General features: G+C 71.6%; 18 protein-coding genes. 6 read left to right on the forward strand and 12 right to left on the reverse strand.

The features are described from left to right. Nucleotides 1-103: 103 nt before the first annotated feature. Nucleotides 104-1,096 carry a cytochrome P450 gene (locus AB0I91_RS24990; RefSeq protein WP_499639097.1) on the reverse strand — a complete coding sequence of 331 codons (993 nt, stop codon included), beginning with the start codon at nucleotides 1,094-1,096 and terminating at the stop codon, nucleotides 104-106. 150 nt (nucleotides 1,097-1,246) lie between these two features. Here AB0I91_RS24990 and AB0I91_RS24995 point away from each other — a divergent pair, with 150 nt between their 5' ends. Further along, the gene (locus tag AB0I91_RS24995; protein ID WP_499617944.1) at nucleotides 1,247-1,390 is read left to right on the forward strand and encodes a hypothetical protein; all 144 of its coding nucleotides are present in this window, start codon (nucleotides 1,247-1,249) and stop codon (nucleotides 1,388-1,390) included. Beyond that, on the forward strand, nucleotides 1,390-3,489 hold the full coding sequence (locus tag AB0I91_RS25000) for a putative bifunctional diguanylate cyclase/phosphodiesterase (protein ID WP_499639099.1): 2,100 nt from the start codon (nucleotides 1,390-1,392) through the stop codon (nucleotides 3,487-3,489). The genes AB0I91_RS24995 and AB0I91_RS25000 overlap by 1 nt, the downstream gene beginning before the upstream one ends. Here the strand turns inward: AB0I91_RS25000 and AB0I91_RS25005 are convergent. Further along, nucleotides 3,479-4,465 carry a glycosyl hydrolase gene (locus AB0I91_RS25005; protein ID WP_499639157.1) on the reverse strand — a complete coding sequence of 329 codons (987 nt, stop codon included), beginning with the start codon at nucleotides 4,463-4,465 and terminating at the stop codon, nucleotides 3,479-3,481. The genes AB0I91_RS25000 and AB0I91_RS25005 overlap by 11 nt on opposite strands. Continuing rightward, on the reverse strand, nucleotides 4,423-5,550 hold the full coding sequence (locus AB0I91_RS25010; RefSeq protein WP_499639101.1) for a CBM35 domain-containing protein: 1,128 nt from the start codon (nucleotides 5,548-5,550) through the stop codon (nucleotides 4,423-4,425). Before AB0I91_RS25010 ends, AB0I91_RS25005 begins: the two co-directional genes overlap by 43 nt. Before the next feature lie 335 nt (nucleotides 5,551-5,885). Between AB0I91_RS25010 and AB0I91_RS25015 the strand changes: the two genes are divergently transcribed. Then, a complete protein-coding gene (locus AB0I91_RS25015; RefSeq protein ID WP_499639103.1) occupies nucleotides 5,886-8,882 on the forward strand; it encodes a 3-keto-alpha-glucoside-1,2-lyase-like domain-containing protein in 2,997 nt (998 codons plus the stop codon). A 105-nt stretch (nucleotides 8,883-8,987) separates the two neighbouring features. Here AB0I91_RS25015 and AB0I91_RS25020 read toward each other — a convergent pair whose 3' ends face one another. Then, nucleotides 8,988-9,866, reverse strand: coding sequence for an SDR family NAD(P)-dependent oxidoreductase (locus AB0I91_RS25020; protein ID WP_498780145.1), 879 nt, complete (start codon nucleotides 9,864-9,866; stop codon nucleotides 8,988-8,990). A 77-nt stretch (nucleotides 9,867-9,943) separates the two neighbouring features. Here AB0I91_RS25020 and AB0I91_RS25025 point away from each other — a divergent pair, with 77 nt between their 5' ends. Next, complete coding sequence (locus AB0I91_RS25025; protein WP_498780146.1) at nucleotides 9,944-10,567, forward strand: TetR/AcrR family transcriptional regulator; 624 nt, start codon at nucleotides 9,944-9,946, stop codon at nucleotides 10,565-10,567. A 347-nt stretch (nucleotides 10,568-10,914) separates the two neighbouring features. Beyond that, a complete protein-coding gene (locus AB0I91_RS25030; RefSeq protein WP_499639104.1) occupies nucleotides 10,915-13,875 on the forward strand; it encodes an ATP-binding protein in 2,961 nt (986 codons plus the stop codon). Nucleotide 13,876: 1 nt separating this feature from the next. Here the strand turns inward: AB0I91_RS25030 and AB0I91_RS25035 are convergent, their stop codons facing one another. The 8 genes from AB0I91_RS25035 to AB0I91_RS25070 form a co-directional block, all read right to left on the reverse strand. Beyond that, nucleotides 13,877-14,719, reverse strand: coding sequence for an ABC transporter permease (locus tag AB0I91_RS25035; protein WP_498780150.1), 843 nt, complete (start codon nucleotides 14,717-14,719; stop codon nucleotides 13,877-13,879). After that, complete coding sequence (locus AB0I91_RS25040; RefSeq protein ID WP_498780151.1) at nucleotides 14,716-15,663, reverse strand: ATP-binding cassette domain-containing protein; 948 nt, start codon at nucleotides 15,661-15,663, stop codon at nucleotides 14,716-14,718. Before AB0I91_RS25040 ends, AB0I91_RS25035 begins: the two co-directional genes overlap by 4 nt. A gap of 28 nt (nucleotides 15,664-15,691) precedes the next feature. Then, nucleotides 15,692-16,240, reverse strand: coding sequence for an NADPH-dependent FMN reductase (locus AB0I91_RS25045; RefSeq protein WP_498780153.1), 549 nt, complete (start codon nucleotides 16,238-16,240; stop codon nucleotides 15,692-15,694). A 155-nt stretch (nucleotides 16,241-16,395) separates the two neighbouring features. Then, nucleotides 16,396-17,259: an ATP phosphoribosyltransferase gene (gene hisG, locus AB0I91_RS25050; protein ID WP_498780155.1), complete on the reverse strand. Its 864-nt coding sequence runs from the start codon at nucleotides 17,257-17,259 to the stop codon at nucleotides 16,396-16,398. 186 nt (nucleotides 17,260-17,445) lie between these two features. Continuing rightward, nucleotides 17,446-18,573: an acyltransferase family protein gene (locus tag AB0I91_RS25055; protein ID WP_499639105.1), complete on the reverse strand. Its 1,128-nt coding sequence runs from the start codon at nucleotides 18,571-18,573 to the stop codon at nucleotides 17,446-17,448. 70 nt (nucleotides 18,574-18,643) lie between these two features. Next, nucleotides 18,644-19,360, reverse strand: a complete 717-nt coding sequence (locus AB0I91_RS25060; RefSeq protein ID WP_498780158.1) for a GNAT family N-acetyltransferase — start codon at nucleotides 19,358-19,360, stop codon at nucleotides 18,644-18,646. 66 nt (nucleotides 19,361-19,426) lie between these two features. Further along, nucleotides 19,427-20,005 carry an FMN reductase gene (locus AB0I91_RS25065; RefSeq protein ID WP_498780159.1) on the reverse strand — a complete coding sequence of 193 codons (579 nt, stop codon included), beginning with the start codon at nucleotides 20,003-20,005 and terminating at the stop codon, nucleotides 19,427-19,429. Beyond that, entirely contained in the window at nucleotides 20,002-21,090 is a 1,089-nt protein-coding gene (locus AB0I91_RS25070) for an LLM class flavin-dependent oxidoreductase (RefSeq protein WP_498780160.1), read from the reverse strand. The genes AB0I91_RS25065 and AB0I91_RS25070 overlap by 4 nt, the downstream gene beginning before the upstream one ends. 140 nt (nucleotides 21,091-21,230) lie before the next feature. Here AB0I91_RS25070 and AB0I91_RS25075 point away from each other — a divergent pair, with 140 nt between their 5' ends. Further along, nucleotides 21,231-22,289, forward strand: coding sequence for an acyl-CoA dehydrogenase family protein (locus tag AB0I91_RS25075; RefSeq protein ID WP_499639106.1), 1,059 nt, complete (start codon nucleotides 21,231-21,233; stop codon nucleotides 22,287-22,289). Nucleotides 22,290-22,314 lie beyond the last annotated feature (25 nt).

Here is a 22,314-nt window from a genome sequence, read left to right on the forward strand (position 1 = left end):
GTCGACGCCGGTCGGGTCGTCGATCACCGACTGGAACTTCTCGTCCACGAACGCCTCGACCGGGCTGACCGCGGCCTTCAGGCGCAGCATCGACTCCCACCGGTCAGCGGCCGACCTCCTGCGAGACCCAGGAGGAGACCGCCGAGCAGTAGTCCCGCGCGTTGGGCGCGAGGTTCATCGAGTGGCCGTAGCCGGACAGCGCGCAGGCCCTCAGCGGACTGCGGAAGTACGGCGCCTCGGCCGCGCGCAGCGTCTCCGACGTCGAGCAGTCCGTGGCGGGCAGGCCGCACACCGCCGCGTCACGCGTGCCCACGGCGGGGTCGAACCGCGCTGGGTCGTCGTAGTAGCGGGGATCGTAGTGCAGCGCGTGCGGGCTGAAGCCGACCTCCGGCCCGCCGGCACCCGCACATCGCCCAAGGAGACCGACGTGTCGGCGCGCCGCAGCATGAGCCACAACGGGTAGTGGCGCAAAGCCTTGGTGATCACGCGCCGCAAGTACGGCAGCCGGGGCAGCTTCTCGAGCCCGGCGGGCGACAGGGGCCCGGACCACGCCGAGCCGGATGAGCGTCGGCGTGTGCGCCCGGATCTCCGCGCTCACCGACCGCGCGAAGTCGGTGGAGAACAGCGTCCGGCCGATCACGGTGATCGCGAGGTCCTGCATGACCCGGCCCAACTCCAGCACTTGTCCATCCCGCCAGGAATTCGCCGGATCGGCGGCCAGTGCGGTCATCGTCTCCGAATACCGGGTGAGCGGACGGCGGTGGAAGGTGGGTTGGATCATCCGCGGTGGCCGGCGGTGGAATTCGCCGTCGGTGCTGACCAGGCCGTTCCCGAACGCCAGCCGCAGTTTGTCGATGAAGAGGCCCTTGTCGAACTTGTCCGTGTCGCCGGTGAGCACTTGGTGCGCCAATTTTGCGGTGGTGACGAAGTGCAGCGGTAGTTTGCCCTGGTAGACCCGCACGACCCAGCCGTGGGTCCGCAGCTCGGTGGTGAAGGCGAGCCGTTGTCGCAGGATGGCGGCGGTGTGCCCGAGCAGCGGTAATCGCCCGGGAACCGTGGGCACCTCGGTTTTCCCGGCATTCGCACTGGCGGTCATCGGCGTGCACTCTATGCGCCGTTCGGAGCCCGGCGGGATCGCGCATTGGAGTCAAGTTGGTCGAATCCGCTGGTGCCCGTGCGTCGCGAGCGGTTGGATGTTCTGGTCCGCCCGTCCCCTCGACCGATTCGCGAAAGCCCGGAGCGCGCCATGACCGACTTGGACTGGGTGCCCGAGGGCATCGACACCACAGTGCCGAGCGTGGCCAGGACCTACGAGGACGACACCCGGGTCTGGGCGGGCGTCGGCCGCAAGCCGGAGCCGGACCGTGAGCCGGTAGCCGGGGGTCGGTGATGACCGCCGCGGTCCCCCGAGACGCGGACGGGCTGCGGGCCCGGACGAAGCTCGCGAAGAAGTGGGCCTACCTGCTCAGCTCCCGCACGTTCGTCCCGCTCACCGCCGTCGAGCTGGAACGGCAGCTGCTCGGGCTGGTCGAACGGCTGTGCGCGGGCGTGGCGACCGAGTCGCTGGCGCAGCGCGCGGGCTACGAGGTCGGCGCGGTGCTGGTCGACCTGAACTGCACCACCGCCGAGGCGCTGCGGGTCTCGGTGGAGATCGTGAGCAAGGGCCTGCTCGGCATGTCCTCCCTCGCGCCGCCGGACAAGCTGCGCGAACGCGTGGTCGACGTGATCGCCTCGCTCTCGGCCGGCTTCGTCGACAAGACCCGCGCCACCGTGCTGACCCAGCAGGAGCAGCTCGGCCGCTCGCTGTACAAGGCGATGCGCGAGGCGCAGGTGGAGCTCCAGTACGGCGAGGCCAGGTTCGAGCTGCTGGAGCACCACCTGTCCACCGGCATCGCGACGGCCGACCCGGACGGCAGGCTGGTGCGCTCCAACGGCGCGCTGGCCCGGATCGTGGACCGCCCGCCCGCCGAGCTTGCCGGGTCGTCGCTGATCGAGCTGGCGCACCCGGACGAGCGGACGGCGTTGCGTGCCGAGTTCGCGGAGCTGGCCGACGGCGGCACGGGGTCGGTCACCCAGCCGCGCCGGCTGCTGCGCGGCGACGGCGAGCCGGCCTGGGTGATGCTCACGCTGTCGCCGTTGCGCCGGTTGGAGGGCCACGCCCAGGTGATCGTGCTCGCCGAGGACGCCACCGACGTCAACCTGCTGCAAGGCCAGCTCAACCACCAGGCGCTGCACGACGTGCTGACCAGGCTGCCCAACCGCCAGTACTTCACCAGCAGGCTCGAGCAGGCGCTGCGCACGGCCGATCCCGGCACGGGCGTCACCGTGTTCCACCTGGACCTGGACGGCATCTCGCGGATCACCGGCGGCCTCGGCCGCGAGGTCGGCGACCACGTGCTCAAGGTCGTCGCCGGCCGGCTGGGCGCGGTCGTGGCCGAGGAGAACGCGATGGTGGCCCGGTTCGGGCACGACGAGTTCGCGATCCTGATCGAGAACACCCCGACCACCCCCGACGTGGTGACCACGATCCGCCGGATCAACGACCTGTTGTCCGCGCCGTTCGACTCCGGCGGCAATCGGGTGGCGGTGTCGGCGACGATCGGCGTGGTGCACCGGCCGCCGCGCGACTCGGCGCCCTCGGACCTGCTCGACTCGGCCGACCTGACGTTGCGGCGGGCCAAGGGCAACGGGCGCAGGCAGTGGGAGCTGTACGACCCGGCGCGGGACGGTCGGGACCGGCGCGCGTTCAGCCTGGCCGCGACCATGCCCGGCGCGTGGGAGAACGGCGAGATCACGGTGCTGTACCGGCCCGTGGTGCGGCTGGCGGACGGGCGCGTGGAGTCGGCCGAGGCGGTGCTGCGGTGGGACCACCCGACGGCGGGCGCGCTGCCGCACGAGCAGTGCCTCGCCCTGGCCGAGGACACCGGGCTGATCGTGCCGCTGGGCACGTGGGCGCTGCGCGCGGCGTGCGAGCAGGCCCGGTCGTGGCGGCGGGAGCGGGGCCGCGACCTGCCGGTGCGGTGGGCGTTGACGCCGAGCCAGGCGGCGGACCCGGAGCTGCACGCCGTGGTGCGGGAGGCGTTGTCCGACACCGGGTTGCCCGCGTCGTCGCTGCGGCTCGGCGCGCCCGGTCAGGCGTTCTCCGGCGAGCGCGGCGACGCGGCCGACACGCTGAGGTACCTGGTCGAGGACGGGGTGGGCGTCGAGGTGGAGGACTTCACCGCCGCGCCGGACGACCTGGCGCGCCTGCTCGACGGCGTGCCGGTGCGGGCGGTGCGGATGGCGCGGTCGCCCGCCACGCGACCGGGAACGGCGGTGGCGCGGGCGTTGGCCGGTGTGCTGGAGGTGGTGCGTGACGCCGGCGTCGGGGTGACCGCCGCCGACGTCACGACACCGGAACAAGCCCGGTGGTGGCGGGAGGTGGGTGCGGACACCGCGTCCGGTCCCCTGTTCGCTCCCGCCGGTCCACCGGACGTGATCACCCGATAGCGCAAGTCAACGCAGGCGCTGTCGGGGAGCCGCTGGCGAGGTACCCGAACGTGACGCTCTCCCCCGGCTTGATCGCCGAGTTCCACGAGACGTTCCTGGCCGTCGCGGTCGTGCCGTCGGTGGTGATGGTCGCGCCCCAGGCGTGCCGGACGTGCCCGTTCGGGAACGGCCAGCTCACCCGCCAGCCCGCGGACGGCGAGTTCTCCTGGTGCCGCACGGTGATCTCGACGTGGTACCCGGTGCCCCACTGCGCCACCACGCGCATGGTCGCGGCGCAGTCGCCCTGGGTCGTCTTGAAGTCCGGCAGCTCGTCGAGGGTGATCACGTTCGCGTGGTCGTACACGCGGTGCACGAAGTCGCGCGGGTTGACCACGCCGTCCTGGATGAACGAGCCGCTCCAGGTGACGAACCAGGACCAGCGGGCCTCGTAGGCGCGGACCAGGTCGGGGTCCGGGATGGAGCCGACCTCGCCCAGGGCGACGAGCTTGCGGTCCTCGCCGAGGTCGACCAGCTTCTCGTACGGGCCGATCACCGGACCGTGGTCGCCCTGCGGCGGGTACGAGTCCATGCTGACCACGTCGACGACGTCGGCGCCGGGGTACCAGTCGGGCGAGACGGAGTTCCAGACCCAGATCAGGTTGTGCAGGCCGTGGTGGCCGACCAGCCGCTGGTGCAGCAGGCGGTAGAGCTGCTTGGCCGGGCCCGGCCCCTTGGCGCCCCACCAGAACCAGCCGCCCTCGGCCTCGTGCAGCGGTCGCCACAGGACCGGGACCTTGGCGTCGGCGAGGCGCTTGAGCTGCACGCCGATCGCGTCCATGTCGCGGATCAGCAGCCGGTAGTCGGTGGAGGTCGGGTCGGCGAGGGCGGCGGCGAGGTCGAAGGTGGTGGCGTCGGTGTAGAAGCCGCGCCACCACTCCTTGCCCGGCTGGTCGATCAGGCCGGACGGGGCGTTCCAGTGCCAGGCCAGGGTGACGATACCGCCGCGCTGGTCGTAGCGAGGGCGTGGTCGACGTCGCGGCCGACGGTGCCGCGCTCGACCCGGCTGGGCGAGTAGTCCATCAGGTCGTAGCCGCCGATGGCGGGCGCCTCGCCGATGTTCTGCTCGACCCAGTCGATGCTCGCCTGGTCCTGCTGACCCGACAGGATGTTCTCGCCGTAGTTGTCGGCCAGGTAGCGCATCACGCCCTTGGCCTCGGTGGTGGCGGCCGGGTCGGTCAACGCGCCGGTGACCTGGTGCGGGCCGCGCGGCGCGCTGGGCGTCACCTTGATGGCGTCGATCAGGTACCAGCCCCAGTTGTTGGTGATGGTGACCGTGTTGTCGCCGGGGACCAGCAGCACCTTGCCGGCCGGGATCGACGTGAACGTCGGGTGCTCGGGGAACTGCACGTCGCCGAGGCCGCTGCCGTTGAGGGAGAGCGACGCCGTCTTCGCGCCGTACGGGGTGGCGTAGAGGATCGTGAGGTCGTGCAGGCCGCCGGGGCTGTCCGGGATCGTGATGGTCACGTTGTCCGTGCCGGTGTCGAAGCCCGCCACGTAACCGCGACCGGAGAAGCCGGCCACGCTCGACTCGACCACGGTGCCGTTCAGCTCGCCGTCCTCGGCTTCGTGGACGCCGGGCGCGGGAGGTGCGCTGGGGGTCACCTTGATCGCGTCGATCAGGTACCAGCCCCAGCCGGTGGTGAAGGTGACCGTGTTGTCGCCCTCGGCCAGCAGCAGCTTCGCGCCGGTGGCCTCGGTGAAGCCGGGGTTCTCGGCCAGCGCCACCTCTCCCACGGAGGCGCCGTTGAGGGAGACGGCCGTCTGCTTCGGGCCGTAGGGCGCGGCGTAGCGGACGGTGAGGTCGTGCAGCCCGCCGGGGCTGTCCGGGATCGTGATGCTCACGTGGTCGGCGGCCTCGTCGAACCCGCCGACGTAACCGGCGCCGGAGAAACCCTCGACGGACGTCTCGACCACGACGCCGGACAGGGCGCCGCCCTCCGCCTCGATCCACTCGCCCGGCGCCGCCGCGGCCGGTGGGGCGAGGGTCAGGGCTATCAGCGAGACGAGCAGTAACAACCTCACGTCGTTGGTCCCTTCACCGCCGTTGGCAGGGCACGAGCCGGGCTGCGCTCTGGGAGCGCTCCCAGAAGCATAGGGCGGGCATGGGCGCGGAGAAAGAGTCGGGGGTCCGCAACCCCGAAGACTTATGTAAGAACCAGACAAAAGTCCGGTCAGAATCAGCGAAAGTTCTGGACTAGACCACTGCCGGCGACCTACCGTTCACCACGTTCCGCCCATCCCCTGTGACCCGACCACAGCTCCCCTGCCACACCCCGCCACCGCGTGCGGACCCTGCAACCGTGCGACGACGACGTCGGACACCGCGTGGTCGTCCCTGCCCTCCTGGAGCATGGATCATGAGATGGACAGCGCGACGGACGCGCAACCCCGCCCTCGGCCTGTTAGCGGCGGCCCTGCTGATCGGCGGCTCGGGCCTGCCGGCGACGGCCGATCCCCGCGACGACGCCGTGCCGCCCCAAGAGCCCGGCGTGACGTTGCGGGTCTTCGACGTCCAGGTGCCGCTGGACAAGCTGTGCGCGCTCAAGCCCGCCCAGACGCCCAACGTCGACAAGCTCATGCCCACCGTCGACTGGACGACGACCACCGACTTCGGGTTCGCCGACCGGTTCGTCGCCCAGGTCACCGGCAACCTCAACGTCACGCAGGCGGGCACCTACGCGTTCCGGCTGCTCAGCGACGACGGGTCGCGGCTGGCCGTGGACGGCGGCGTCGTGGTCGACCACGACGGGCTGCACGGTCCGGACCCCAAGGACGGCACGGTCACCCTGTCGACCGGCTACCACTCCCTGCTGATCGACCACTTCGAGCGCGACGGCGGGCAGCAGCTGACGTTGCAGTGGAGGCCGCCGGGCGCCACCGGCTTCACGGTCGTGCCGAACTCGGCGCTGAGCACGGACGCGGACGTCGTGCGGGTCACCGCGCCCGGCCGCAAGGACTGCGCGACCGGCTCCGACTCCCCCGGCGACGGGTTGCCGCTCAACTCCGTGCACCCGGACTACACGCTGACCACCCTGCGCCCCACCGGTTTCCAGCCGCGGGTCAGCGCGATGGACTGGTTCCCCGACGGCCGCCTGGCCATCGCCACCTGGGACGGCAAGAGCACCGACACCGGCGAGGTCTGGGTGCTCGGCAACGTCACCGGCGCCACCTCGCCGGACCGGGTCACCACCAAGCGGATCGCGACGAACCTGCGTGAGCCGATGGGCCTGAAGGTGCTCGACGGCAGGATCTACGTGTCGCAGAAGCACCAGCTGACCGAGCTGACCGACACCAACGGCGACGACGTGATCGACCAGTCGCGCGCGGTGGCGTCGTGGCCGTACGGCGGCAACTTCCACGAGTTCGCGTTCGGCCTGCTGTACCAGAGCGGGGCGTTCTACCTCAGCCTCTCCGTCGCGATCAACGAGGGCGGCGCCACGACCAACCCGCAGCCCGCGGCGAACCGGGGCACGACGGTGAAGGTGGACCGCGCGACCGGGCAGGTCAGCTACATCGCGGGCGGCCTGCGCACGCCCAACGGGATCGGCTGGGGTCCGGAGGGCGGCATCTTCGTCAACGACAACCAGGGCGGCTACCTGCCCGCGTCGAAGATGGTGCACATCAAGCAGGACCGGTTCTTCAACCACTACACCAACCCGGCGGGCCCGTTCGACGCGAAGCCGGTCAGCCCGCCGGTGTTGTGGTTGCCGCAGAACGAGATCGCCAACTCCCCCAGCACGCCCGTCCAGCTCACCCAGGGCGTCTACGCCGGGCAGATGGTCTTCGGCGACGTGACGTACGGCGGGTTGCAGCGCGCGTTCCTGGAGAAGGTCAACGGCGAGTACCAGGGCGCGGTGTTCCGGATGACGCAGGGGCTGGAGGCCGGCGTGAACCGGATCAGCCTCGGCCCGGACGGCGCGATCTACGTCGGCGGCATCGGGGACGGCGGCAACTGGGGCCAGGACGGCAAGCTGCTGTACGGGCTGCAGAAGCTCGCGCCCAACGGCGGCCGGACGTTCGACGTGCTGGCGATGCGGGCGATCGCGGGAGGGTTCGAGATCGAGTACACCCAGCCGCTGTCGGCGGAGACGGCGGCCGGGCTCGCCGGTCGGTACCGGGCCACGCAGTGGCGGTACGCGGCGGCGCCGACGTACGGCGGGCCGAAGGTGGACCAGGAAAGCCTCTCGGTCGCCTCTGCGGCGGTGTCCGCGGACGGCCGGAAGGTCACGTTGAAGCTCAACGGTCTCAAGGCCGGTCGGGTGGTGCACCTCCGCTCGCCGCGGCCGTTCTCGTCGAACACCGGCGTGCCGCTGTGGAACACCGAGGCCTGGTACACGCTCAACAACCTCGTCGGCGCCGCGCCGTCGGCCACGCAGTCGTTCGAGGCCGAGAGCGCGGCCCTGTCCGGCGGCGCGGGGGTCAACACCGACCACACCGGCTACTCGGGCTCGGGATTCGTCGACGGGTACGGGACTCAGGGTGCGACCACGCGGTTCGCGGTGAACGCGGCGGCGGCAGGCTCGCACAACGTGGGGCTGCGCTACAGCAACGGGCCCAACCCGTCGTCCGGGACCAAGACGGTGAGCGTGTACGTCAACGGTGCGAAGGTCAGGCAGGTGGCGTTGGCCGATACGGGGACGTGGGACACGTGGGCGACGCACACCGAGGCGTTGACGCTGCGGGCGGGCGCGAACACCATCGCGTACCGGGTGGACAGCGGGGACGTCGGGCACGTGAACCTGGACTACCTGACGGTCACCCCGGCCCAGCGCGTCGTCCTGTACGGCGGTGGCGGCACGGAGAACTGGCGCAACGCCGACGGCAGCGCCCCGTCGTGGCCGGTGGCGGGCGGGTCGATGGAGGCGCTCGGCGGCGACATCCGCAGCAGGCAGGTGTTCGGGGACTTCAAGCTGCACCTGGAGTTCTGGTTGCCGAACCTGCCGTCGAACGTGACGGGGCAGCAGCGGGCCAACAGCGGTGTCTACCTCCAGGACCGGTACGAGTTGCAGATCCTGGACAGCTTCGGGAAGCAGCCGTTGGGCGCCGATGAGGCGGGGAGCGTCTACTTGAAGCGGGCGGCGTCGGTCAACGCGGGCAGCGCGCCGCAGACGTGGCAGGCGTACGACGTCACGTTCCGGGCGGCCCGGTTCGACGGCGCGGGGGTGAAGATCGCGAACGCGCGGGTCACGGTGGTGTGGAACGGGGTCACGGTCCATCAGGACTTCGTGGTCGACGGGCCGACCGGTGGTGGTGCGGCGGAAGGGCCGACGGCGGGGCCGTTGCGGCTGCAGGACCACGGTGATCCGGGTGAGAACGTCAGGTTCCGCAACATCTGGGTCGAGCCCCTCGGGTGACGCGGGCCGCGCCGGGCCGCTTGTCGGTGAGCGGCCCGGTGCGGGTGGGGAAGGTGCGGATGGGGGTAAGAAGGCCCGTGCGGTGAAAGCGTTGTGCGGGACGCCTCAGAGGCCGCACAGTTCGTTGGCGGTGGCCCACAGTTCCTCCTCGCGTCGCTCGTCGTAGGACTCCGACGATGACGGGACCACCTTGCCCTTGTTGATGTAGGAACCGCTCTCGCCGGGGCGCGGCCCCGCCATCGCCTCCGCCAGGAGTCGGCCGGCTTCGGCGGGGGTGGTGGCGACCGGCAGGGCGACCAGCGCCTTGCCGACCGCGCGGAACGCGGCCCGGCCGAGCCGACCGGCGTCGCGCGACAGCTCTGTGCCCGGCACCAGCCCGGGGTTGTAGGAGTAGACGTCCACGCCCTCCGGTAGCCGGCGCCGCAGCGCGTGGACCAGGTAGATCACGCCGAGCTTGCTGGTGGCGTAGGCCCGCCTGCCCTCCCTGCCGGAGTCCTTGCCCGGCTTGACCAGCTCGCGCGGGTGGTCCCAGCGCGGCGGTGGGATCAGGCCCAAGGTGTTGAGGTCGGCGTCGTGCACGTCGCTGCCGACCACGATGATCCGCGCCGGGTTCGTGAAGCGCGGCAGGAGCAGGTTCAGCAGCAGGTGGTAGGCCAGCACGTTCACGCCGAAGGTCATCTCGAAGCCGTCGGCGGTGAGCTTGCGGGTGGTCGCCATCTGCAAGCCCGCGTTGCCCAGGAACCCCTCCAGCGGCCCCTCGACCTCGGCGGCGACGCGGCGGATGTCGGCGAACGACGCCAGGTCGCCGACCACCTCGGAGACGTTGCGGTTGCCGGTGACCGCGGTCAGTTCGGCGGCCAGGCCGGGCTTGCGGTTGAGCACGAGCAGGTGCCGGTCCGGGTGGTGGCGGAGCAGGTGTTCGGCGGCTTCGCGGCCGAGGCCACGGCTTGCGCCGGTCATCAATGTGGTGCCCGTGGTGCCCATGGTCGCTCCTGGTACGTAGTTCGAAGTGGTACTCAGTACCGTACCGGACTTCGTACCGGGGCCGCTATGCTGAGGCCATGTCGGAACGGATGCCGCTGCGCTTGCGCAAGCAGCAGCGCGCGCGGGAACAGATCGTGGAGGCGGCGTTCGAGCTGTTCGACGAACGCGGGTTCGCCGCGGTGACGGTCACCGACATCGCCGAACGGGCCGAGGTGGGTCGCACGACGTTCTTCCGCCACTTCGGCGACAAGCAGGAAGTGGTGTTCTCCGACGAGCAGGCGATCGTCGAGGCGCTGAGCGAACGACACCGGGCGTTGCCGCCGGTGACGGACTTGGCGGGCGCGCTGGCGCAGCTGCGGGTGGTGGCGACGGAGCTGTGCCGAGAGCTGACGGCGGACGGTGAGCACTACCGCACGCACGAACGGCTGCTGCGCGAGAACCCGGAGCTGCGGGACCGTGCGGCGCGCAAGTTCGCCAGGTTGTCCCAGATCCTCCGGGCCAACCTGCTCGAGCGCGGTGCGTCGGCTGAGGTGGCGGCGCTTGCGCCGCAGTTGGCGATGGCCTGCTTCGCGGCGGGGAATGCGTTGGCGGATGGCGATCCGGAGGTGTTGCCCGGGGCGGTGGATGCGGCGTTTGCGCGGTTGGGTGAGTTGGGTTCGGTGGACGGGGCGGGTGCGGTGGGTGGGGTGGAAGAGCTTTAAAGATTAAGAGAGTCCTCGCCGGACGGGCCAGATCAGCAGGATGACGGGCCGGTGGGTGGTTCGGCGGCGGGTCCGTTGTTGGTCGGGTTTCGTGTCATCCCACCGACCTCCCTACGGGCTACCACACGCGTCAAGGGGGCCGGTATTGGCGGAGGGGCGGGCAAGGGACGCACAGGCCCCCTTGACGCGCGCGGTAGGGCGGAGCCAGGTCGGCGGGATGACACGAAGCCCTTCCTTTGGGTAGGGCGGCGGGGGTGGGCGATTCGCACACGTGAGCGAGTTTTGGTGCTGGACATCGCCTGAACGCACGCCTGTTGTCGGTCTGATGGGCTAAGTTTCTGGTTGCTATGCGACTCATCGGACGTGACCACCCAGCCGGGGTGCTGAGCGCGGAGGTAGACCGTGCGGTTGGCAGCCACGGTGGGTTGGTGCTGGTCGCGGGTGAGGCGGGGATCGGTAAGACCACGTTGGTGACCGGCGCGGCGGAGCGGGCGCGGCGGGTGGGGGCGTTGGTGCTCGGTGGGTCCTGTTGGGATTCCGAGAGCGCGCCCGGTTACTGGCCGTGGGTGCAGGTGATCCGGGCGTTGCGGCGGGCGGCGGCGGTCCAGGAGTGGGAGGCGGTGGACCGGGGGCCGCTGGCGGTGTTGCTCGGTGAGGAGCCCTCGGAGCACAGGTCGGAGAGCTTCGCGCTGTACGACGCGGTGACCTCGGCGTTGGTGGCGGTGTCGCAGCATCGGCCGGTGGTGGTCGTGCTGGAGGACTTGCACTGGGCGGACTCGGCGTCGTTGAAGTTGTTGGAGTTCGCGGCGCAGCACACGTGGTTCGAGCGGGTGCTGCTGATCGGCACTTATCGTGACAACGAGGTGGACGCGGAGGGCCATCCGCTGAGGCCGTTGATGACGCCGTTGCTCAGTCGGGCCGCAACGGTGGCGTTGACCGGGTTGGCGCCGGCCGAGGTCGGTGAGTTGATGGCGCGGACGGCGGGGCGCGAGCCGGAGCCGGAGCTCGTGGCCGAGGTGCACTTGCGCACGGGCGGTAATCCGTTCTTCGTGGAGCAGACGGCGCGGCTGTGGCACGGCGGTGGGTCGGTGACGGCGGTCGCGCCCGGGGTGCGTGACGCGTTGGGGCGGCGGTTGTCGTTGCTGCCCGCGCCGGTCGGCGACCTGTTGACGACGGCGGCGGTGCTGGGGCACGAGTTCCACCGGAAGGTGTTGGCCGCCACGGCCTCGCTGCCGGTGCCGGCGGTGGACCGGTTGCTCGACCAGGCCGCGCAAGCACGGCTGGTGCACGGGTTGGGCGGTGGTCGGTTCTCGTTCGCGCACGACCTGGTGCGCGAGGCGCTGTACGGCTCGCTGTCCGATGTGGACGCACGGCACGCGGCGGTGGTGCAGGCGTTGGACGGCGACCTCGCGGAGCAGGTGTTCCCGGCGGACCTGGCCCGGCACGCGCACCTGGCCGGGGACCGGTTGGCGGCCGACCGCGCGGTGGACCTGATCGTGGCGGCGGCGCGGGACGCGAGCCGGCGGATGGCGGTCGAGGAGGCGGCCGGGCACTACCGGCGGGCGCTGGAGCGGGCCGAGGGCGCCAGGCGGCGGATCGCGGTGGCGTTGGAGCTCGGCAACGAGCTGTACCACTGCGCCGAGCCCGCGGAGGCGCGGAAGATCTTCGACGAGGCGGCGGCGCTGGCGCGGGAGCTGGACGACGCGGAGCCGTTCGCCCGGATCGCGTTGGCGGTCTACCGGTTCGCCGAGGACGAGGCGCGGGCCACCGCGGTGGTGCGGGAGGCGTACTGCCGGTTGATCGGGCCGGCGCCCGATGTGCCGACGGAGGTGTTGGCGCGGGAGATGAGCCTGCACGCCGCCGAGGTGGCGCGCGGTGGAGGCGACGACGACGCGTTGGCCTCAGGGCTGTGGGCGGTGCACGACACGACTGTGGGCATCGGCAACGCCGAGCAGCGGCTGGCGTTGATCGACGAGCTGATCACCGTGTCGCGGCGCAGCGGCGACCACACCGTCGAGCACTTCGCCACGTCGTTCCGGTGGGTGGCGCTGGTGGAGCTCGGCGACCCGCGCTACGTCGAGCAGCTGCACGCGTTCGTCGCGCTGTCGGAGCGGCTGGGCATGAGCCGGTTCAACTTCTCGGCCGCGATCGACCAGTCGATCATCACCGCGATGCAGGGCCGGTTCGTCGAGGCGGAGGCGTTGCTGGCCAGGGCGATCGAGCTGGGTGCGAGCAACCACACCGGGTTCCGGATGATGTACCTGCACCTGCGGTGGGCGTTGCTGGTGTTGCAGGGGAAGTTCGCCGAGCTGGACGAGTTGGCGCCGGAGATCCTCGCGAGCAACTACCCGTACCCGGGGCTGCCGGCGGGCATCGCCGCCCTCGAACGCGGTGACGTGGCGGCCGCCCGGGTCCACCTCGAGCAGCCCGTCCAGGACGACCGGTCGCACGCGTCGTTCGAGCCGCTGTGGCTGCGGTTCCGGGCCCAGTTCGCCCACGCGGCGGGTGACCGGGAGCTGGCGGCGCGGGTGCGCGAGGAGTTGGCGCCGCACCGGGGCAAGTGGCTGGTGTCGTTGTACGGGTGCGACATCAGCGGGCCGGTGGACCTGTGGCTGGGTCTGGTGGACCTGGCGCTCGGCCGGTGTGACGACGCGGTGGACGAGTTGACCGCGGCGCTGGGGTCGGCCGAGCGGATGCGGGCCCGGCCGTGGGTGGCGCGGGCGCGGTGCCACCTGGCGGAGGCGTTGCGGGCGCAGGGCGCGCCGTCGGGGCCGGCCGGGTCGGTGCCGGTCCGCGAGTTCCGGCGTGAGGGCGAGGTGTGGGCGTTGTCCTACGACGGGGTCACCGTGCGGATGCCGGACTCCAAGGGGCTGCGCGACCTGCACGTGCTGCTGAGCAGTCCGGGCGAGCCGGTGGCCGCGGTGGCGTTGCTCGCGCCGGAGGCGGTGGCGTCGGCGCGGTTGGGCGGCGACCCGGTGCTGGACGACGAGGCGAAGTCCCGCTACCGGCGTCGGCTGGCGCAGCTGGACGACGAGATCGACCGCGCGTTCGACGACGACCGCGCCGCCGCCCTGGATCGGGAACGCGCCGCGCTGCTGGAGGAACTGCGCACCGCCGCCGGTCTGGCCGGTCGCACCCGCAGGCTCGGCGACGAAGCCGAACGGGCCCGCAAAGCCGTCACCGCCCGCATCCGCGACACCCTGCGCAAGCTGGACGAACGCCACCCCGGTCTCGCGGCCCACTTGAGGGAGACCGTCTCGACCGGGGCGACGTGCGTCTACTCAGGACACGAGAGCTTCCGGCTCTAGCTCACTTCCGGTTGTACAGGCGCATGGTCAGGGCGCCGAACACGACGGTGAACACGATGCCGTAGCCGAGCGTCCACATCATGGCGTCGCCGTCGAACTCGCCCGCCATCAGCGCGCGCACGGCCTCGACCAGGGTGCTGATCGGGTTGACGTCGACGAACGCCTGCAACCAGCCCGGCATCGTCGCCGGGTCGACGTAGACGTTGGACAGGAACGTCAGCGGGAACAGGAAGAGCATGCTCACGCCCATCACGGACTTCTCGCTGCGCATCAGCAGGCCGAACATCGTCCACACCCACGAGAACGCGAACGAGAACGCCACCAGCACCGCCACGCCGAGCACCACGCCGACGAACCCGCCGCCGGGCCGGAAGCCCAGGATCAGGCCGACCACCATGATCACGGCGGACGCCAGCACGTACCGCAGCAGGTCGCCCAGGATGTAGCCGACCATCGGCGCCGGCCGCCAGATCGGCAGCGTGCGGAACCGGTCGAACACGCCCTTCTCGATGTCGGTGTTCACCGCGACGCCCGTGTACATGGTGATCATCACGACGCTGGTCACCGTGATGCCGGGTAGCAGGTACTGGATGTACTCCCCCGGCGACCCGGCCAGCGCGCCGCCGAACAGGTAGGTGAACATCAGAATCATCATGATCGGGAACGCGGTGACGTCGAACAGCTGCTCGGGCACGTGCTTGATCTTGAGCACGGCGCGCCAGCCGAACGTGAGCGACGCCGACAGCGCGCTCGGCCGGCGCGGCTGCACGGTCTCCAGCAGCACCGCCGCCAGGTCCTCCGCCTTGGGCGCGGGCAGGAGCTCGGCTTCCTTGGTGACGGTCACGCCGCCGCCTCCTTCTTGTCGGTGAGGGCCAGGAAGACCTCGTCCAGGCTGGGCTGGCCGAGGGAGAACGTGTCGACGGTGATGCCCTCGCGGGCGAGTTGGGCCAGCGCCTCGGCGGCCTGCTCGGTGGCCCGGCCGGAGAGCCGCGCGGTCAGCGCGACCGGGTCGGAGTCCAGCTGCACGTCGGCCTCCAGCGCGCCGGCCAGCACCTGCCGCGCCCGTTCCCGCTGGTCCGCGTCACGCAAGCGCAGGTGCACCGCGCCGACCCCGACGGACGCCTTCAGCTCACCCTTCGTGCCCTCGGCGATCACCTTGCCGTGGTCGATCACCGCGATGCGGGACGCGAGCTGGTCGGCCTCGTCCAGGTACTGCGTGGTCAGCAGCACGGTGGTGCCGTGCGCGACGACCGCGCGGACGATGTCCCACACCTGGTTGCGGCTGCGCGGGTCGAGGCCGGTGGTCGGCTCGTCCAGGAACAGCAGCTTCGGCGTGTTGAGGATGCTGGCCGCGATGTCCAAGCGGCGGCGCATGCCGCCCGAGTAGTGCTTGACCTGCTTGGACGCGGCGTCGGTCAGCCCGAATGCCTCCAGCAGCTGCCCGGCCCTGGCGCGGGAGTGCGGGCGGGTGTGGCCGAGCAGCCTGCCCAGCAGGACCAGGTTCTCGGTGCCGGTCAGGTCCTCGTCGACGGAGGCGTACTGCCCGGTGAGGCTGACTAGTTGGCGCACCGCGTCCGGATCGGCGCGCACGTCGTGACCGAACACCCGCGCCTCCCCTTCGTCGGGTCGTAGCAGGGTGGCCAGCAGGCGGACCGTCGTGGTCTTGCCCGCGCCGTTCGGGCCGAGCAGGCCGTACACCGTCCCGGCGGGCACGGTCAGGTCGACGCCGTCCACCGCGCGGGTGTCGCCGAAGACCTTGACCAGGCCCGACGTTTCGATGGCGTTCATGGAGTTCCCCCTTCTCGGTGAAACACAGCTAGGAGACGTACGGGCGTCGGGTGCGGGCATCCTTGAGGGCCGACGCCCACCAGGTGAGCTGGTCGAACATCGCCGCCGCGGCCCGGCGGCGGTGCTCGGTGTCGAGCGGTTCGTCGGCGAGCAGGTTCACGCCGACGCCCGTTCGCACTGTCATGACGTGCAACTCGGTGAAAACTGTTCGGAGCTGTTCCACGGCGTGGAAGCCCTCGGAGCGGTAGCCGTAGGAGACGAACCCGGCGGGCTTGGCGTGCCACTCGTCGTAGGCGTAGTCGATGGCCTGCTTGAGGGAGGCCGGGAAGCTGCGGTTGTACTCGGGGGTGACGACGACGAACCCGTCCGCGTCGGCCACCTGCCCGGTGAACCGCCGGATCTCCGGCGTCGGCCGGCCCGGGTAGCACGGCGGGAAGTCGTAGTCGGCCAGGTCGAGCACGACCGGCTCGACGTCGTCGCGCTCGGCCGCGACTTCGGCGACCCACCGGCCGATGCCGTCACCGACGCGTCCCTCGCGGGTGCTGCCGATGATCACGGCGATGCACAGCGGCTCCACGCGCCACCTCCTCTCACCCAGTAGGCGCGAGACGGCCCGCTAGACCGGATCTAGCAGCCGCGCGTCCTGGGCTGAGGACGGGTGAGTCGAACGTCCGGAACGCGAAAACTCCACGTCCCCGGGGTGGGGACGTGGAGTTTTCGCGGTGCGCGTGGCTAGATGCGGCAGGTGTCCAGGGAGCTGACCAGGATCGCGCGGGCGCCCACGCGCCACAGCTCGTCCATGATGAACGGCGCGTCGTCGCGCGGCACGAGGGATCGGACAGCGACCCAGCCCTCGCGGGCCAGCGGCGAGACGGTGGGCGACTCGATGCCGGGCACCAGCTTGAAGGCCTCCTCCTGCGCCTCCACCGGGCAGTCGAAGTCGAGGATCACGTAACGGCGGGCGATCAGCACGCCCTGGAGCCTGCGGTGCAGGATCTCGACCGCGCGCACGGCGTCCGGGGCGTCGGCGACCGTGTCGCCCTGGATCAGCACGGCCTCGGACTTGAGGATCGGCGAGCCGAACGTCTCCAGGCCGGAGGTCTTCAGCGTGATGCCGGTTTCGACCACGTCGGCGATCGCGTCGGCCACGCCCAGCTCCACGGCGGTCTCCACCGCGCCGTCGAGCCGCACGAGGTGCGCCTTGATGCCGAGGTCGGCCAGGTGGTGCCCGACCAGGTTCGGGTAGCTGGTCGCGATCCGCTTGCCCTCCAGGCCCGCGGCGTCGTGGATGCCGCCCGGCTTGGACGCGAAGTAGAACGACGCCCGGCCGAAGCCGAGCGGCAGGATTTCCTTCGCCGACACGGTGGAATCGAGCAGCAGATCACGCCCGGTGATGCCGACGTCCAACGACCCCTCGCCCACGTACACCGCGATGTCGCGGGGACGCAGGAAAAAGAACTGCACATCATTTGCCGGGTCCGCCACGATCAGCTCACGGCCGGACCTGTTCACCCGGTAACCAGCTTCGGCCAGCATTTGCGCCGCGGGAGCACTCAACGAGCCCTTGTTGGGCAGGGCGAAGCGAAGAGGAGCCATGGCGCGAAGTCTCCCACACGGGGGCGCGCACCCACGTCTCGGGTATGCCCAGGTGTCCCACGGTGTGGAAACCACGCGGTGTCGCGCCGGCGTCACCCGTCCGTGCTTCCCACTAGGTGAGCGCGGACCGCCGGGACATTGACCCGGCGGACCTGTTCAACCCATTGACGACGGCCGTCGAATGAATTACAGAAACCGGCCCGCACGGGTTCGCGAGGTCAATAGCCAGCCCGCCCCGAAAGACACCGCGATCGCGACCGCGGCCACCAGGAATGCTTTCACCTCGGCCGGGAACGGCAACGGCCGGGCGGCCACCGCGAGCACGATGAGCACCGGCCCCTGGATGAAGAACGCGGCGAACGCGCCACGGGCGAGCGCCACGGCCAGCGGGCCGTCCCGGGTCAGCCGCCGTTGCGCCCACCCGAGCAGCCACACCGACCCGCCGACCACGAGCACCGCCTCCACCGCGGCGAACAGCAGCGCCTGCCACCGCCAGCCGCCGAGGAACGGGCCCGCCTGCCCGGCGAGGTCGGACACGCCGAGGGCGATCGCGGTCACCGGCACGGACACGATGGCCAGCGCCGCGACCACCCGGCTGCCGCGCCACATCCGCTCCGGCACCCGCTGCGCCAGGCCCGAGCGCGCGCCCACGATCCCCACCCCGAACATGGCGATCAGCTGCGGCCACCACCAGACGTGCAGATCGCCGATCTGCCCGCTGCGCGCCGGGAACCACAGCCGCACCGCGAACGTGCTCACCACGACGCCGGCGGTGACCGCGACGAGGTGGCCGCCGGTCAGCACGACCGGCGTCACGCGCGGCCTGCCGAACAGCGCGTAGGCGACGGAGAACAGCAGCAGGATCTCCACGAACCACAGCGAGCCGGAGTCGAGCATCGGGTCGCGGTGGGTGAACACCCACCACGGGCTGACGTCGTGCCCGGCGGCGCGGTAGGCCACCCACAGCGTCAGCGGCCACACCAGCAGCGCCGACAGCGCGAACGGGACGCCGAGGCGGACGAGCCGGTCCCGGACGAACCGGCCGGCGCCCTTGCGGGCCACCGACTCGGGGGTGAACAGGCCGGACAGCAGGTAGAAGGTGCCCATCAGGAACAGCCCGGACGGGCCGAGGACGGCGGCGAGCACGGCCTCGACGTGCGGCTCGAAGGTGACCTCGTTGACCTCGTCGTACGGCCACCCGCCCACCGCCGAGTACCCGAGGAGCGCGTGCCCGCCGATCACCCAGGCGACGAGCAGCACCTTCAGGTTGTCCACCGCGGCCAGCCGGGACCGCTGCCCCACCTCTGCGGTCATCCTCCCAAGGTAACTGCTCCGGGCGGCGGCGGACCGGGTGAATTCGGCGGCGTCGCGGCGGGTCCGGGGGTCACGACCAGCCCGTGTTCGACCACCACGTGGCCTGCGTGACGACGGAGAAGCCCAGCGACTCGTACAGCGGCAGGCCCTGCTTGGTCGCGCTGAGGGCCATCGGTCGCGTCGGGTACTCGTTGACCACCGAGTTCAGCAGAGCCCGGCCGACGCCGCGCGAGCGGTGCCGGGGCAGGGTCGTCACCCAGTACACGCCGACCACGTCGTCCGCCTCGGCGGTCAGGCACGCCCCGGCCACGACGCCGTCACGCCACGCCGCGTGCAGCCCGAACCCCTCCCGGTCCTTCAGCGCCAGGGGCAGCGCGTTGCCGGTCGGGAAGCCCGGCAGCGGGAAGCCGTCGACCACGACCTGCTCGGCGACGGCCCACTCGGCGGCCGTACGCACGCGCCGGACCTCCAGGGCGGGCGGCGGCGCGGGCGCGGGCGGCCGGACCATCACCGGCAGGTGCCGCGGGATCAGGCCGAGCGCCGCGCCGTCGATCCCGCCGAACGAGTCCTCGACCACGACCCGCGTCCCGGCCCGCTTGATCAGCAGCTCCAGCTCGGCGAAGTCGTCCGGGTCGAGGTCCGGCCGCACCGCGAGCACCCGCAGCAGGGTCGGGCCGCTCATCGCGAGGAACGCGTCGCGGCTGATCAGGACGTGCCCGCGGGTGCGGGCGAGGGCGGTCGCCAGGACGGCGGCGTTGCGCACCGCGAGGTGCAGCGAGGCGGACATGGGCCGAACCCTATGCGGCACCCGGACCAGTGGTCAGGTCCATTTCCGCCTCGCTCGCGTGGCCGCTCAGCGTCCGGCGAGCAGCTGGTCGAACGGCACGAACCCGGTGCCGGCGGGCTTCGCGGGCGCCCGGCCGACGAGCAGGTCGGCCAGCTCCCCCGCGGCCCGGTCGACGCGGCCGGGCAGCCCGTCGGCGCCCCAGTCGGACGACGCGGCGTACACGCCGGTCGGCACCACGACCGCCCGCAGGTAGGCGAACAGCGGTCGCAACGCGTGGTCGAGCACCAGCGAGTGCCGCTCCGTGCCGCCGGTCGCGGCGATCAGCACCGGCTTGCCCGCCAGCGACTCCGGCTCCAGCACGTCCACGAAGGACTTGAACAGCCCGCTGTAGGACGCGTTGAACGTCGGCGTCACGGCGATCACCGCGTCCGCGCCGACCACCGACTCCACCACGTCCCGCAGCCGTGCGCCGGGGAACCCGGTGACGAGGTTGTCCGCGATGTCGCGCGCCACGTCCCGCAGGTGCACGGTGCGCACCTCCAGGTCGGGCACGAGCCGTTGCGTGGCCTCGGCCAGCCGGGTCGCCAGCAGTTGGGTGGACGACGGCGTCCCGAGCCCGGCCTCCACGACCGTCAGCGTCGTCATCGGGCGTTCGCCTCCGAGGTGGCGGTCTTGAGCAGCGAGGCGTGGGTGGGCGCGTCGGGCACGTCGGCCGGGCGGCCGACCGCGAACTCGCGGCGCAGCGTCGGCACGATCTCGCCGAGGAGGTCGAGCTGCTCCAGCACCGTCTTCAACGGCAGGCCGGCGTGGTCCATCAGGAACAGCTGGCGCTGGTAGTCGCCGAAGTGCTCGCGGAAGGTCAACGTCTTGTCGATGACCTCCTGCGGGCTGCCGACGGTCAGCGGGGTCTGCTCGGTGAACTCCTCCAGCGACGGGCCGTGCCCGTACACCGGGGCGTTGTCGAAGTACGGCCGGAACTCGCGGACGGCGTCCTGCGAGTTGCGGCGCATGAACACCTGGCCGCCGAGACCGACGATCGCCTGGTGCGCGGCGCCGTGGCCGTAGTGCTCGAAGCGCTCGCGGTAGAAGGTGATCAGCCGCTGGAAGTGCTCCTTGGGCCAGAAGATGTGGTTGGCGAAGAAGCCGTCGCCGTAGTACGCGGCCTGCTCGGCGATCTGCGGGCTGCGGATCGAGCCGTGCCAGACGAACGGCGGCACGTCGTCGAGCGGGCGCGGGGTCGAGGTGAACGACTGCAGCGGCGTGCGGTGCTTGCCCTCCCAGTCCACGACGTCCTCGCGCCACAGCTTGCGCAGCAGGGCGTAGTTCTCGATGGCCAGGTCGATGCCGTCGCGGATGTCCTTGCCGAACCAGGGGTACACCGGGCCGGTGTTGCCGCGACCCATGATCAGGTCGACCCGGCCGTCGGCCAGGTGCTGCAGCATCGCGTAGTCCTCGGCGATCTTCACCGGGTCGTTGGTGGTGATCAGCGTGGTCGCGGTGGACAGGATCAACCGCTCGGTGCGCGCCGCGACGTAGCCGAGCATGGTCGTCGGCGACGACGGGACGAACGGCGGGTTGTGGTGCTCGCCGGTCGCGAAGACGTCCAGGCCGACCTCTTCGGCCTTGAGCGCGATGGCGACCATGGCCTTGATGCGCTCGGCCTCGGTCGGCGTCCGCCCCGTGGTGGGGTCGGGCGTCACGTCGCCGACGGTGAAGACACCGAACTGCATGGCCACTCCTCGATCCGGTAGTTGCGCTTTCAACTAACTCGCACAACCGTACCGGGTCGCCGGCTATTCCGGTGTTGTCTGGTGGCGCGGAGCACGCCAAGGTGTGTGCCACGGGTCACCTATGGGGGAGGCACGGCACGGTGGTGCACCGCACTGGGGCGTACGGCACCGGGCAGGACGAGCTGGTGCGGCGTGCCGCGGAGATCGTCCCGGTCCTGCGCGCCCACGCCGAGTGGGGCGACGAGAACCGGATGCTGCACGAGGCGTCGTTGGAGGCGATGGCCGACGCGGGCGTGCTGCGGTTGCGGGTGCCCGCCGAGCACGGCGGCCACGAGGCGGACCTGGCCACGGTGGTCGGGGTGGTCGCGGAGCTGGCGCGCGGTGACGGCTCGGCGGCGTGGACGGCGGCGGTGTGGGCCCTCTCGACGTGGGTGGTCGGCCGGTTCCCCGACGACGTGCGGTGCGAGGTGTTCGCCAAACCGGACGTGCGGGTGACCGGCATCCTCAGTCCCACCGCGACGGCCGAGCCGGTCGGCGGCGGCGTGCTGGTCAACGGGCGGTGGGCGTTCACCACCGGCGCGCCGCAGAGCCACTGGACCACCAACGCCGCGGTGCTGCTGCCCGACCGGACGCCGGTGGCGTTGGCGATCCCGCTCGTCGACCTGTCGGTCGTGGACGACTGGCACACCACCGGGCTGCGCGCGACCGGCAGCGTGACCACGGTGGCGAAGGACGTGTTCGTGCCCGCCGAACGGGTGCTGCCCCTCGAACCGGTGCTGCGGGCCCACCCCCACGCCGCCGCGCCGATGTTCCGCGCGCCGTTCACGCCCACGGCCTGCGCCACGGTGAGCGCGCCCGCGGCCGGCCTGGCCCGTGCGGCCGTGGACGCGGCGCGGGGATCGGGGCTGCGGGAGGCGACGGTGCTGGCCGACGAGGCGGAGTTCCACTCCCGCCGCGCCGCCGCCGTGGTCGACCTCAAGGCCGCCGGCGGCGAGGAGTGGACGCCGGAGGACCGCGCCGGCGTGCGCCGCGACCTCGGCGAGGCGTGCTTACGGGCCCGGGACGCGGTCGACGTGCTGCGGGGTGACAGCCCGGCGCTGCACCGCGTCCAGCGCGACGCGCACGCCCTGAACCTGCACGCGATCCTGCACCCCAACGCCAACCTGGAGCGCTACGGCCCGGTGTTCCTGGGCAGGTGAGGTGAGCCGCCCCAGCACTGCGACC

The organism is Actinosynnema sp. NPDC049800 (assembly GCF_040656635.1).
Classification (GTDB): Bacteria; Actinomycetota; Actinomycetes; order Mycobacteriales; family Pseudonocardiaceae; genus Actinosynnema.

Excerpts from the sequence above, each read along its gene's own strand:
- AB0I91_RS25015 (WP_499639103.1), top strand. The coding sequence starts at position 5,886 with ATGAGATGGACAGCGCGACGGACGCGCAACCCCGCCCTCGGCCTGTTA.
- AB0I91_RS25065 (WP_498780159.1), bottom strand. The coding sequence starts at position 20,005 with ATGACGACGCTGACGGTCGTGGAGGCCGGGCTCGGGACGCCGTCGTCC.
- AB0I91_RS25060 (WP_498780158.1), bottom strand. The coding sequence starts at position 19,360 with ATGTCCGCCTCGCTGCACCTCGCGGTGCGCAACGCCGCCGTCCTGGCG.
- AB0I91_RS24995 (WP_499617944.1), top strand. The coding sequence starts at position 1,247 with ATGACCGACTTGGACTGGGTGCCCGAGGGCATCGACACCACAGTGCCG.
- AB0I91_RS25000 (WP_499639099.1), top strand. The coding sequence starts at position 1,390 with ATGACCGCCGCGGTCCCCCGAGACGCGGACGGGCTGCGGGCCCGGACG.
- hisG (WP_498780155.1), bottom strand. The coding sequence starts at position 17,259 with ATGGCTCCTCTTCGCTTCGCCCTGCCCAACAAGGGCTCGTTGAGTGCT.
- AB0I91_RS25025 (WP_498780146.1), top strand. The coding sequence starts at position 9,944 with ATGTCGGAACGGATGCCGCTGCGCTTGCGCAAGCAGCAGCGCGCGCGG.
- AB0I91_RS25020 (WP_498780145.1), bottom strand. The coding sequence starts at position 9,866 with ATGGGCACCACGGGCACCACATTGATGACCGGCGCAAGCCGTGGCCTC.
- AB0I91_RS25040 (WP_498780151.1), bottom strand. The coding sequence starts at position 15,663 with ATGAACGCCATCGAAACGTCGGGCCTGGTCAAGGTCTTCGGCGACACC.
- AB0I91_RS25055 (WP_499639105.1), bottom strand. The coding sequence starts at position 18,573 with ATGACCGCAGAGGTGGGGCAGCGGTCCCGGCTGGCCGCGGTGGACAAC.
- AB0I91_RS25070 (WP_498780160.1), bottom strand. The coding sequence starts at position 21,090 with ATGCAGTTCGGTGTCTTCACCGTCGGCGACGTGACGCCCGACCCCACC.
- AB0I91_RS24990 (WP_499639097.1), bottom strand. The coding sequence starts at position 1,096 with ATGACCGCCAGTGCGAATGCCGGGAAAACCGAGGTGCCCACGGTTCCC.
- AB0I91_RS25030 (WP_499639104.1), top strand. The coding sequence starts at position 10,915 with ATGCGACTCATCGGACGTGACCACCCAGCCGGGGTGCTGAGCGCGGAG.